Origin of the sequence: Enterococcus sp. AZ197, from assembly GCF_050556405.1 — a bacterium.
GTDB lineage: Bacteria > Bacillota > Bacilli > Lactobacillales > Enterococcaceae > Enterococcus > Enterococcus faecalis.
This window is the reverse complement of the sequence record NZ_CP187873.1, coordinates 1,593,832-1,605,970: the sequence shown is the minus strand read 5'-3', so window position 1 is coordinate 1,605,970 and position 12,139 is coordinate 1,593,832. Positions and strand designations below refer to the sequence as shown.

General features: G+C 35.5%; 10 protein-coding genes. 8 read left to right on the top strand and 2 right to left on the bottom strand.

Annotated features, from left to right (window positions below; translation table 11 throughout):
- On the top strand, positions 1-714 hold the full coding sequence (locus tag IGK82_RS07815; protein ID WP_002357209.1) for an ABC transporter ATP-binding protein: 714 nt from the start codon (positions 1-3) through the stop codon (positions 712-714).
- Positions 715-819: 105 nt separating this feature from the next.
- Positions 820-1,656: an ATP-dependent sacrificial sulfur transferase LarE gene (gene larE / locus IGK82_RS07810; RefSeq protein WP_002374609.1), complete on the top strand. Its 837-nt coding sequence runs from the start codon at positions 820-822 to the stop codon at positions 1,654-1,656.
- Positions 1,657-1,840: 184 nt separating this feature from the next.
- On the opposite strand, the gene IGK82_RS07805 is transcribed toward larE, so the two are convergent.
- On the bottom strand, positions 1,841-3,763 hold the full coding sequence (locus IGK82_RS07805) for an FUSC family protein (protein WP_010709506.1): 1,923 nt from the start codon (positions 3,761-3,763) through the stop codon (positions 1,841-1,843).
- 108 nt (positions 3,764-3,871) lie between these two features.
- The gene (locus IGK82_RS07800; RefSeq protein ID WP_010709505.1) at positions 3,872-5,329 is read right to left on the bottom strand and encodes a helix-turn-helix domain-containing protein; all 1,458 of its coding nucleotides are present in this window, start codon (positions 5,327-5,329) and stop codon (positions 3,872-3,874) included.
- A 227-nt stretch (positions 5,330-5,556) separates the two neighbouring features.
- Between IGK82_RS07800 and IGK82_RS07795 the strand changes: the two genes are divergently transcribed.
- The 6 genes from IGK82_RS07795 (at position 5,557) to IGK82_RS07770 (ending at position 11,843) form a co-directional block, all read left to right on the top strand.
- Positions 5,557-8,217 carry a bacterial Ig-like domain-containing protein gene (locus IGK82_RS07795; protein ID WP_010709504.1) on the top strand — a complete coding sequence of 887 codons (2,661 nt, stop codon included), beginning with the start codon at positions 5,557-5,559 and terminating at the stop codon, positions 8,215-8,217.
- Complete coding sequence (locus IGK82_RS07790) at positions 8,193-8,552, top strand: peptidase (protein WP_430605077.1); 360 nt, start codon at positions 8,193-8,195, stop codon at positions 8,550-8,552. Before IGK82_RS07795 ends, IGK82_RS07790 begins: the two co-directional genes overlap by 25 nt.
- A complete protein-coding gene (locus IGK82_RS07785; protein ID WP_010709503.1) occupies positions 8,545-9,096 on the top strand; it encodes a WxL domain-containing protein in 552 nt (183 codons plus the stop codon). Before IGK82_RS07790 ends, IGK82_RS07785 begins: the two co-directional genes overlap by 8 nt.
- 98 nt (positions 9,097-9,194) lie before the next feature.
- Complete coding sequence (locus IGK82_RS07780; RefSeq protein WP_016622366.1) at positions 9,195-10,175, top strand: DUF916 and DUF3324 domain-containing protein; 981 nt, start codon at positions 9,195-9,197, stop codon at positions 10,173-10,175.
- A gap of 208 nt (positions 10,176-10,383) precedes the next feature.
- Complete coding sequence (gene adhP / locus IGK82_RS07775) at positions 10,384-11,400, top strand: alcohol dehydrogenase AdhP (RefSeq protein ID WP_033624645.1); 1,017 nt, start codon at positions 10,384-10,386, stop codon at positions 11,398-11,400.
- A gap of 47 nt (positions 11,401-11,447) precedes the next feature.
- A complete protein-coding gene (locus tag IGK82_RS07770) occupies positions 11,448-11,843 on the top strand; it encodes a hypothetical protein (RefSeq protein ID WP_002369244.1) in 396 nt (131 codons plus the stop codon).
- Positions 11,844-12,139 lie beyond the last annotated feature (296 nt).

Genomic DNA, 12,139 nt, shown 5'->3' with positions numbered 1-12,139 from the left:
ATGTATCGAGTAAATCATTTGGTTTATCGCTATCAAACGAAGCCTGTTTTTTCGCCTTGTAATTTGGAAATAGCCAGAGGAGAATATCTGGTTTTGATGGGAGATAACGGCAGTGGCAAATCCACTTTTTTAAATTTGCTCGCAGGTTTTTTAAAACCTTCCGAGGGAACGATTTATTTTATGGAACAATCATTAACGGCCTGGAAAAAAGACCCTATTCATAAAAAGAAGTATTATGCTCATTTGGGTATATTATTTCAAGAGACGGACACACAATTATTTAATGCAACAGTTTATGACGAATTGGCATTTGGCCCTAGACAGCTCCAACTATCCGAGCATGAAACAGCAAAAAGAATTAATGATTGTTTGAATTTATTAAAAATTACCCATTTAAGCAATCAAGTGCCTTATCAATTATCGGGAGGAGAAAAGAAAAAAGTGGCTTTTGCTAGTCTGTTAGTAATGAATCCAGACGTGTATTTATTAGATGAGCCGTTTGCTGGGTTGACAAAAGAATCGGAAAAATTATTTAAAAAGATAATAAAAAATCTGCATCAACTTGGTAAAACAATTATCCTTTCCACCCATGACTATTTGAGTATTTACGAGGAAGCTGATTCCATTTTATTGTTTGATTCGGCTGTCACAAGGTACTCAAAGGAAGAGATAGAAGCCAATGCTAACTTGTTACAACATTTAAAACGGTATTAAGTGTACAAATATTGACAATAATTGATACTATGAATCGTGATTTTTTCTAATGTGGAGATGTCTATAATTAATTATGTAAAAGAAAATCAATAGGAGATGGTTTAAATGTCTGTCATGAAAACGAAAGAACAAAATTTAGTTCGCGAATTACAAAAAATGGATAAGTTGGCTGTTGCATATTCAGGTGGAATTGATAGCTCTTACTTGCTAAAAAAAGCTTTGGACACTTTAGGTGCTGAAAATGTACTTGCGGTTGTTGTAAATTCAGAATTATTTTCTGATGATGAGTTTGATAAAGCGGTCGATTTAGCTAATGGATTGGGAGCAAATGTGTTAGGCCTTGAAATGAGCGAATTAGCGGATGATAGAATTGTTGCAAATAACCCTAATAGCTGGTTCTACAGTAAAAAATTATTATATAAAACTATTCGTTCGGCTATTCAGAAAGAGGGATTTGATGTTCTGGCCGATGGGATGATTATGGATGATAATACTGACTTTCGTCCTGGATTAAGAGCAAGAGATCAAGAAGGGGTCATCAGTCCGCTACAACAAGCTAAATTATATAAAATTGAAATACGTCAACTTGCTAAAGACGCAGGTATTTCCAATTGGAGTAAAGTTGCCTCATGTAGCATTGCTTCAAGAATTCCTTATGGCATTAAGTTAACACGCTCAGCTATTGATCAAGTATTTGCTAGTGAAAAATATTTACGGGAAATAGGTTTTCCAATTGTCCGTGTCAGAGCACATCATGATTTAGCACGGATTGAAATTCCAGAAGACAAACTTTCTCTGTTATTAGAAAACAGAGAAAAAATTGCAGATTATCTTAAAAAACAAGGATTTAATTATGTAACTTTTGACTTAGAAGGATTTAAATCTGGTCGAATGAATGATATCCTCACAGAAACTGAAAAAAAAGTTTTTTGTGAATGTTAGACAGATAAGTTTATAAAATTGAGTCGGTGTAACGGAGTCAGGACAGGGGTATTCCGTTACAAAAACCAAGTTTTCTGCTCGATTAGGTCGGTTGTTTTCATTGATTACTCTGCCAGTAGTTTATTAACTTTTAAGCCTAGGAAAAATTCCCTTTGGATTTTTCCTAGGCTTTTTGTCTATTTAATCATTTGATATTTGCTAAAAAGAAATTAGCTGTAGAATTTTTTAAGATTACCAGTGATTGTTCAATTTGAGGAAAATAAATGGATTGTTTGGACTGGTTGATTAGTCGATTATTTTTGGGATTCGTGAGTGAAAGTATTTGCTGTGAATAGTTAAATAACTCAATGTTTAGTGTGTCCGGCCTAACTGGCGTTAATTTTTTTAAGTAGTGTTGTGTTTTCATAAGTTCTAAAAGAAGCTCTTCCATAGCAGTTTGCATTTCCAACAGTTGATCATTTAGTTGTTTTTGTTGCATTAAGCTTTCAGCAGAGGCATCGTTACTATAAATAGGAGATTCAAGAACAATTTCTTGAATAGAATAGTTTACTCTACGTTGTACTCGATAAGCTAGTACCCAAGCATCACTTGGTAACGTGGTCTCTTCATTGATTAACGCTAGCAAAATAGAGCTGATCGTTTTTGACCAACTATTGATATTTTTACGTAATACTTGACTATGCCATGTTGGGAAAATAAAAAACATGACAAAAGCAATCAGCGCACCAATAATTACATCAAAAACTCTTGTATAGCCTGCAGAACTACCACCTAATGTGAAAGTTAACCAAGTGGTCACACTTAGCATTAGAAATGCTTGACTTAATTTACGGACGGTTTCATACAATATAACTAGCAAACAAGACAATAGCATTGGCCATAAAGGATTTAGGTTTGTTAAGTTAGCAATTAATTGAGACAAAAAGATGCCTAAACAACCACCTAAAATAGAACCAATAGTTCTTGAAGTGATTTTACCGAGTGTACCATGATACCCTGGCATAACCATCAAACAACCAGAAATAACTACCCAGAATTCGTGATTAGCTAAAGGCAAAGGGTACATGTAATTAAGTATAAGCGAACAAAAATGACAAACTAAACCTGTTAAAGCTAAACGAATTGCGAATCTAGCAGAGCTGCCTTTGTAAGAATGAAGGATCTCTTTGGCTTCTGCGAGTCCTTCTTTTGTGGGTAAGAAAGATTTAAATGAGATTTTTTTAGAGGATTGTTTGTTTTGTATCAAAAGGATTGCTGATTTTATTTCGGTGTTTGCTGAAGCAAATTCTTGAAGAGGCAGGGTTAATTGTTCTCCTTTTAAAAAGAGTAGAATTGCTTTTAAAGCAGGAAGATTTTCAGCTGCATTGGTTGAATCTAACGAGCCTGCAATTGCATCTGCTTGTGAAACCAAGGGATAAATCCATGGTGTTTTTTGATGATTGACCCAGGGCATTGTTTCAACAGATTCGCGTACTTTTATTCTGAAATGGACATAGCGTGCGGGTTTTCCTTGTGCTAATAAATATAATTGTTCATATAAATCGGCTACTAATTTTCGTGCTTCATTATTTTGCGGCTTAGAATAAAGACAATAGAACAAACAAAGGATGGACATACCTAAAATTATTGCACCCAGACCTTCAAAAGTTTGACCAATAGACAAATTGCCTTTTAATTGCGCACCAGCTAGTAAAGAAATGGTCCCAAAGAGACATCGAATATACAGACCAATACTAAAGTTTCTTACAATCCCTGAAAAATACAAACCAAGGACGAATAATAAAATAATGAATATACTTGACGACTGTAAAAGTATCCCCAGACTGGCACCAAGAAAAATCATTAAAATACCATCTATGGCACTTCTTTGTGGAGAGCCATGTCGTGGTAAGACACAAATTACAGTGCCCAAAAAGCTACCAACATTTACTAAAACAAAAGCGAAAGGAAAGACTATTGTTAGAACAGCACCAACAGCATTTGCAATAATGATACTAAGAACAAGGGCAAACCAGTTCTGTCTTGTATCAAAAGTTAGTATAGGGCGACTATACGCCCAAGACGATTCTAAGAAGACCTCAAAAAAATTTTTGATAGATAATTTCACAAAACATTCCTTCTTTAAAAATTTATTAAAAGCTAAAAAATTATTCCTCTGCTAGTATACACCTCTAAAATTTTTTTTCAAATTTGCTCTTTTAAAAAAAACTCACAATTATAAGCCAACATTAAGTTTAGCCATATATTTTTGTTGAATAAATTCTGTAAGCTCATGCCAACTTTCTTCATTTTCAATGGAATCTAAGTAGAAAATATCTTGATTAGAAGTAGCTTTTTCGAAGGAATCTGTGATGATGATATCCGCATTTGTGAAGTCTTCGGTAATAGAGATTGCGTTTGTATTATATAAGGAGGATAACCGTGTTTTAATAAAATAATTTGCATAAAAATCTTTGATAATTTGTAAATAGATTCTCACTTGTACTTTTTTTTCGGACACAGACAATGTGTAAAGCAGTTGACTGAGTAACTCTAAATGCGTTTCTTGGTGAACTAATTTTGCCACCGTTCCTTTTATTCGATTAAAGTATGCCACATCTGACGGAGTACAAATTTCTGGCTGCGGTAAATAAAGTGTTAAAAAAGTATAATAATTGCCCTCCGTTAAAAAGTACCAAGCATTAAAAATAGAAAGATAGTAAACGTATTGATAATCATGCTGATTTGTCAGTAAGTAGGCTACTTGCTTAAACAATTTTTTTGATAAGACACAATAAGGATGGTTAGATTCTATAAATAATTTTTCTATTTGTTTCGTTTGCTTTTCCGAAAAGATATAAGGGATAAAAATGCGAGATAAAAAATTAAAGTATAAAATTTCAGTTTTTCTTGTTTCGCATTGAATGTCAGCGAAGGAGTGTTCAAGAAAAAATAAAGTCACATGACTGTATTGATTGATTAGAATAAAAAAAGAATGCAGTTTTTTAGACTGCGGCATCTTTAAGAAGTTTTGTGCACTTGTTCTAGTTTTAAATATCGCATATAAAATATAAAACGCTCTTTTCTTCATTCGGACATTTTTATAGGATCGTTCAAGAAGTTCATCGGGTAGACTTTTTTTTATTTCTTCAAGACTTATTTTAGAAAAAGGCCAAGCCAATTCTTGAAAGGAATCTTGTAGGAAAATGAAAGAAAACACTCGAATCGATAATTCATTGCCAGTTAATTGATAAATACCCTTAATACTAACGATTACTATATCAAAAATTTTAAAAAAGTTATTCAGTTGTTTCGTGATTTTTACCAGATAATGTTCAGAAATATATAAAACTTTAATTAATTCGTTTTTATCAATGGAAGAATGTGTGACCAATTGTACGCAATAATTAAATTGTACATTGTTTTTTAAAAGATTGAGTTTTAACGTGTAGGCGTATTCGACCGCGCTTTTTCGGTACGCTGGATTTACACAAACAATGCCATTATTGTTAGAGACAATAAAATGTTGGATTTGATAAGTATCCTCGAATTCTTGATTTATTTTTATCAGATTTTCCTTGACCGTTCTTTTTGAAATTTTTAAATTGGAAGAAATTTCATTTAATGACGTATGAGCTCGCTTGACTATATAAAATAAAATTTCTAGCTCATTCGTTAGGTAGGATGGAAACATGTTATGGACCTCCAAAAGTAAAATTTAGGTTCATTGTAGTCTACTTTCTTTAAATTTTTGTATTGATATGTTAACACAAGCGCAATAAGAAGCGGCCATCACAATTAATGTACAGCCTTATACATTAATTGTGTGTGGCAAAGCAATTTCAATGTTGATAAGCTAGCAGTAGTTAGAATAATTATTATTTAGTTTCTAATTCCAAAAAAGGTCAAGGTGAGTAAGCAATGAAAAAAATCAACGAACAATTAAAAATGAAAATGCCAACCTACAAAAGAAAAAAAAGCATTGCTTATTTCTTTTACTCTTGTCTACTATTGGTATCGATTTCTTGTTTTTTGAGCGTGCATTTTCAAGAATGCGAGGCAGCTTCGCTCTATCAAGCGGGAGGGATAGCCATTGATTTGAGAACTGATTTACCTTATGGAATGGAGATAAGCCATGACGGTGGTGGTGGTCCTGATGGATCATTTGGAGGAAAATTACACGTAAAATTATACGGAACAGTGGACACTTCTCATACAGAAGCATTGAAGTTTCTTTCTTTTGGTACTGTAGGAATGCAATATGGACTGATGTTTCATTTGCCAGAAAATATAAGTGCAGATAATTTTAAAGCGGCTTATGACAAGGCTTTTGCGGATAATCCAGAAAATTTTTATTCAATTAGTGGACAAAAAAACACACAAATACCAATTGTTAACACAAAAGGAATGCGGACGTTTAACGGTTCTTCAGAAGATGGTTCACCGGGATGGGGTGATCCTGATCAAGATTATAGCGGAATTGATACTGAGCATCAGGTGATGTTTTGTGAACGGGGGGACACTATTAATTTTTCTTTTACTAAACTTTATGAAATTTGGCGACATGAACCTGACAAATCGGCCATAAAATTTGAACTTCATTTTGATTTAGATGTAGCTACTTTAATGAAGGATGGCGATTCAAAGGATTATTCCCTCAATAAAAATTTAACGAAACATCGCTTACCAGTATCAAATGTTTTGTCGGATGGCACTGAAAGTGATCAATTTTCGTTGTCGGCAGATTTTTTTGGTCGAACTTACGAATCAGATACAACGAATACGGTTAATCATAATTGGATATTGCTTAGTCCAGACATGTGGTTACGTGCGACAAGTTTAGCGGCAGCAGCAAAGCAAGATCCAAATAATTTGAATCATCAAATTATCACTGGAATCACTGGGAAAGTGGCTACTTGGTCTTCTTATATCTCGCCATGGGACAGCGGCGATAAAGACAATCCATTATCCAATTACAATACCCAAGATGCCTCTAAATATCCTGAAATACCTGAAAGCAAAACGATGTTACCAGGGGATTTTTTATCACCAAAGTTTACGATGAACCAAAGACAAGACAATCCGCTTAATTGGACAGATGGGTATGTTGCTCAACGGTTTGCGCGCGTAGTTAATTTTCATACTCACACAGTTGATCCTAAGGCCAATGTGAATGTCTCTTCACAACAACAAAACGGGTTAACAACCTATTTATTTAGTGGCAAAGATGGTTGTGGGCTGCCGTTAGTCAATCCGCCAGGGACGGATTCTTCAGAGCCCACAGATAAAACATATATGCGCGTCACAACAGATCCCTACCAAGTGCCAAGTTTAGAAAAGGCAGCTTTTGTTAAAGGTCAAACAACATTTCACCCGCAACAAAAGATACCAGTAGAACTAACCGTTAAGGCTCCGACAACTAGAAAAGTTCAGATTGAAGAAAAAATTTCAGGTGCTGCCCAAACTGATTTTCATAAAATTGGGGAGCAAGATTTAAAAAATTTACCAGTCACAGATGATTGCGTTAGTTTTAACTGTTTAGCAGATGCTTTACCAACTTCAGGAGATTACACATTAACATTTAGAATTCTTGATGTTGATGATACATCTAAAAGCTACTCAAATGAGAAAAGTTTAGCTGTGCACATTGATCAAGCGCAAATTAAAGTTAAATCTCAAGATACGATTTATCAATATACTCAATGGCAACCAGAAAGTGAAGTGACTATCCTACAAACACCAGATGGTAAAAAAGGTGATTTTCGAGACGTAAGTGTCACCATATATAAACTGGACGGAGAGCAAAAGGTCCCAGTAGATGCGGTGGATACAAAAGTGGTTGGTAAATATGAAATTGATTATAACTACCTAGGATTAGAGGCGCAGACTGCACTAGAAGTCATTCCCTCTTCAGCTCATATTGGTGCACATAACGGCAGCTTTTCTGTAGGGACGCCCTTCGATCCAAAACGTCTTTTTGATAGTGCAACAGATAATGATGGGCGGTCCATTCCTTATAGTAAGATAACGATTCGCTATACGCCTAAGCAGGTAAACGATGAAGTAGCGGGCATTTATAGAATTACTTATGATATCTCTAAAATAGTAGGTTTTAGTAAAAGTGTTACTGTTGATTGGACCTACTATTACTCTAATCGTCTAGACTTTTATCACTTATCTGAACAACTAATGCCTTTTGAGAACGTAAAATTTAATGGCCAAGATCAAACACAGACATTAAAAAGTTGTGAGATGAACATTGAAGATACGGGGGATCCTAATCGGACAACTGGCTGGCAGCTTGAAGTAGCCTATAATTTAAATGATCAGAAAACACAAGCGTGGAAAGACGCAGGGCTTGATCTCACGCTAAATCCAAAGTCAGTCGATTATGTAACAACTGAGCAAAATATTATGGTTAACGATGAGCAACAATTAGTAGCTGATGTAAGTAACCAATCTATCAAAAATAAAAAAGTTTTGACGAAATTACAATTATTGCCCACATTAACTATTTCAAAAGTCACACCTGCTGATAAATATGAAGCTCAGTTAATTTGGAACTTAGAAGCAACACCGTAAGGGAAGAGGGAATAGCTGTGAAATGGTTTATCTATGATTTATTGTTTGTTGCCTTTATTCTCGGTTTGCCAATTCAAGCACAAGCTGAAGACAAGACAACTGACGCACAAGCTGGCACAAAAGTCATGGTAATAGTGAAAGAGAGTGAGGATATTGTTCCGCATCCCAATGAGCTTATACCGCAGACTAACGATATGTCAACTTCACGAGGACAACCTAATTTTTTACCAAAAACAAACGAGATTACGTCTCAAGAGACGATTTTAGGAATCGTGGTACTCGGAAGTACATTAATCGTTGGACTTTATAAAGAAAAGAGGAAAAATAATGAATAAAAAAATAATTGGTTTAACTGTCACTTTAGGAACGGGGATTTTTTTAATTGGACAACAAACTGTGAATGCGGCTGATAATACCAATACCACAGCGAATGTGTCGGTTTTAGGTGGCGGATTAACCATTACACCATTAGCACAAATTAACTTTGGGACGGTGACAAAAGACGGCCAAGATCATACGCAACCAGATCAAAGCAAGTCGCAACTTATCATTAATGATAATCGTGGGACAACGAATACAGGTTGGTATCTGACAGCGAATTTAGAAGATAAAGGAAAAGGTGTCACTGGCTTAGACGGAATGACACTTCATTTAGACACTAAAAAACCTGACGAATCTTCTGAAAAAGGTACCTTTACGGGCGTTGATTTAACCACAGATGCTTCAACCATTATTTCGCTAGATAAAAGTGATATCCGTTTATCAGACACTGTCACGACAGCCGATTTAAATGCAACGTTAAATATACCTAAAAGTATTGCTGCAAATACCTACTCTGGAACCATCGTCTGGAATGCCATCGATGGAGCACCCGCCTAAGAATTTAACATAAAACGATGTAAGAAAACGAGGCAGATAAATTGAAAAGAATTTTAAAGATACTTTTTATATTGACTATTCTCTGTTTAGGTGGAGCGATGCGTGCCTGGGCAGAGCCGTCTAATACCAATAGTTCAGCAACAATTGACAATGCGAATGCGTATACAGTCACACCCGTTTTCGGAGCAACTCAAAATAACAAAACCAGTAATTTTTTTGATATGACATTAACTCCGAAACAAAAAGATACATTCAAATTAACGATAACCAATACTACGCCGAACCCTCAAAAATTTAAAGTTCAGGTAAATACAGCAACAACAAATAGTAATGGGATAGTTGACTATACAAAAAGTAGCTTTGAAAAAGATCCATCGATGAGTTTGGTACTTAGTGATTTGATTAGTCCCAATAGGAAGGACATTAGTGTTCCTGGTAAACAATCACAAACGATTGATTTTCAAATAACGATGCCAGAAAAGTTATTCTCAGGAATTTTATTAGGTGGAGTGACGATTCGACCTGTAGAGATAGCTGGGGACCAAAGCAAGGGTGGGATTCAAAATGTTTATATGCATACGATTGCTATTCGGGTGAATGAAACAGCAGAGACCATACCTGCAAAATTGGAAAGTGGTTCTGTTAAAATTGGGCAAATTAACCGCCACAATACTGTTTCGATGGAAATTAAAAATCCACAGCGGAAGTTATTGTCAAAAGTCGAAGGAGATTTTTTTGTTAAAGAAAAAGGAACAAACAAAACGATCATTCACGAAAAGAAAAATAATCTTAGTTTTGCACCAAACACAAGGTTTGACCTACCTATTTTACTGAAAGATTCGTTTAAACCTGGAGACTATACCTATACCATTAAGTTGAAAAACCATGAGGGGAGCTGGACGTTCTCAAAAGATTTCGCGATAAACAAAAAGCAAGCTGATCAGTATAATAAGCGTTCTGTTGATCATAAAGTCAAAAACCTTCACTGGCTTAAGTACCTCATGGTCTTTTTAATTCTAGTTATTTTAGGCACCGTCTGCTATATCTTGGGAAAAAAGAAGGGAAAAATGAGGTTGTAAAACCTGCCTTTAAAATAGTTGACAATTATGCAGAAAAAATCATGCCAGTATGAATTATCTATGACATAAGGGAAGAATAGCTGTCTAGCAAGGATAAATTGTCAAATTAGCGTTAATTTACGCAAGTCATTGGTGTTCCTTATTTTGGAAAGTAGTATTATACTATTATTGTTCAATGATTCACAATAGAAACAAGGAGGAAAGAACCATGTATAAAGCAATTGTCGCAGCAAAAGGAAAAACAACAAAAATTGTTGAAAAAGAATCGCGTCCATTGAAAGATAATGAAGCGCGGTTGAAAATGGAAGTCTGTGGTGTCTGTCATACGGATTTACACGTTAAGAATGCAGATTTTGGCGATGTTAGCGGTTGTACCTTAGGTCACGAAGGAATTGGGATTGTGACGGAGGTTGGAAAAGACGTTACTAGTTTAAAAATTGGTGATCGTGCATCTGTTGCATGGTTTTATGAAGGCTGCGGGCATTGCGAATATTGTACTTCTGGTCGAGAAACGCTTTGTCGTTCAGTAAAAAATGCTGGATATACAGTTGATGGTGCCATGGCCGAAGAATGCATCGTCACAGACGGTTATGCAGTGAAAGTGCCAGAAAATTTAGCATCAGAGCCAGCTTCCTCTATTACTTGTGCAGGGGTAACAACCTACAAAGCGATAAAAGAATCTGGGATTCGTCCAGGTCAATGGCTAATGATTTCAGGATTAGGTGGGCTAGGTAATCTAGCTTTACAATATGCCAAGCATGTCTTTAATGCAAAAGTAGTAGCTGTTGATGTGAATGATAATCAGTTAGCTTTTGCGAAAGAAATGGGTGCTGATCTTTTAATTAATCCAGTTAAAGATCCTGATTTTGCTGCACAACTTCAAAAAGAAATTGGCGGTGTCCATGCAGCAGTAGTCACTGCGGTAGCTAAATCAGCATTTAATGGCGCAGTCGATGCAGTCCGTGCGGGAGGAACGGTTGTCGCCGTTGGATTGCCTGTTGAGACAATGGATTTATCTATTCCACGTCTTGTTCTTGATGGCATTCACGTAGTCGGATCGTTAGTTGGAACCCGTCAAGATTTAAGAGAAGCTTTCCGATTCGGTGCAGAAGGAAAAGTTGTTCCTGTTTGTCAAACACGTCAACCAGAAGAAATTAATGCTATTTTTGAAGAAATGGAACAAGGAAAAATTCGCGGGCGCATGGTCATTGATTTTCGCAGTTAATTTAGTTTTTTAGTGATTCGTTGATTTAATCTGAAAACCATGAAAGGATGGATGGAATGTTTGCAAATCTTACTCTCCGTGAGAGACGACTGCTTAAGCAAGCACAAGTGGGAGCCACAATTAGCTTTATTCTTTTGTTTGTACCAATTCTGACAATCATTCTTTTGCATACTAGTGACTTATTAGCAAAATGGCTAGGTATAGTTGGGGTAATTATGGTTTTACCATTGTTGTATTTTGCGTGGCAGATTTTAAAGATAGCCTATAAAGATCAAAAAGATAATCCAACGCCTCCTTTGTGGGTTCCGAAAGTTTATGGGATTGGGCTTTCGATCAATCCCTATCACCGGTTTGGAAAGTTAATTTTTATATTGCTAGCGGTACTGATAGTTGGCATCATCATTAGTTTGCTTTTCACACCAGCAAGTCAAATCAATCACTAAAAAACGAGTAATTAACACCCTCTTGCTGAGCAGGAGGGTGTTGATTATTTTTAAATAGACTAGATTTGAGCAACAGGTATTAGATTTTTGAAAAAGTCTTTCTTTTTCTGATGTAGATATTTTCGCAATAAAATCATCATTATAAGTGAATTAACAGGTTTATCAAGGGTTAATACTTGTTAATGGTGGCTGCTATAATTAACCGTTGACAAACACAAAAAAACCATCATACGATAATTATGTTATTAAAAAAGTGAAAAATTGGTAGTCAACAAATGAAAACGCATTCATTAGGA

Coding starts and splice junctions, on each gene's coding strand:
- adhP (WP_033624645.1), top strand. CDS start 10,384: ATGTATAAAGCAATTGTCGCAGCAAAAGGAAAAACAACAAAAATTGTT.
- IGK82_RS07785 (WP_010709503.1), top strand. CDS start 8,545: ATGAATAAAAAAATAATTGGTTTAACTGTCACTTTAGGAACGGGGATT.
- IGK82_RS07815 (WP_002357209.1), top strand. CDS start 1: ATGTATCGAGTAAATCATTTGGTTTATCGCTATCAAACGAAGCCTGTT.
- IGK82_RS07795 (WP_010709504.1), top strand. CDS start 5,557: ATGAAAAAAATCAACGAACAATTAAAAATGAAAATGCCAACCTACAAA.
- IGK82_RS07770 (WP_002369244.1), top strand. CDS start 11,448: ATGGATGGAATGTTTGCAAATCTTACTCTCCGTGAGAGACGACTGCTT.
- larE (WP_002374609.1), top strand. CDS start 820: ATGTCTGTCATGAAAACGAAAGAACAAAATTTAGTTCGCGAATTACAA.
- IGK82_RS07800 (WP_010709505.1), bottom strand. CDS start 5,329: ATGTTTCCATCCTACCTAACGAATGAGCTAGAAATTTTATTTTATATA.
- IGK82_RS07780 (WP_016622366.1), top strand. CDS start 9,195: ATGCGTGCCTGGGCAGAGCCGTCTAATACCAATAGTTCAGCAACAATT.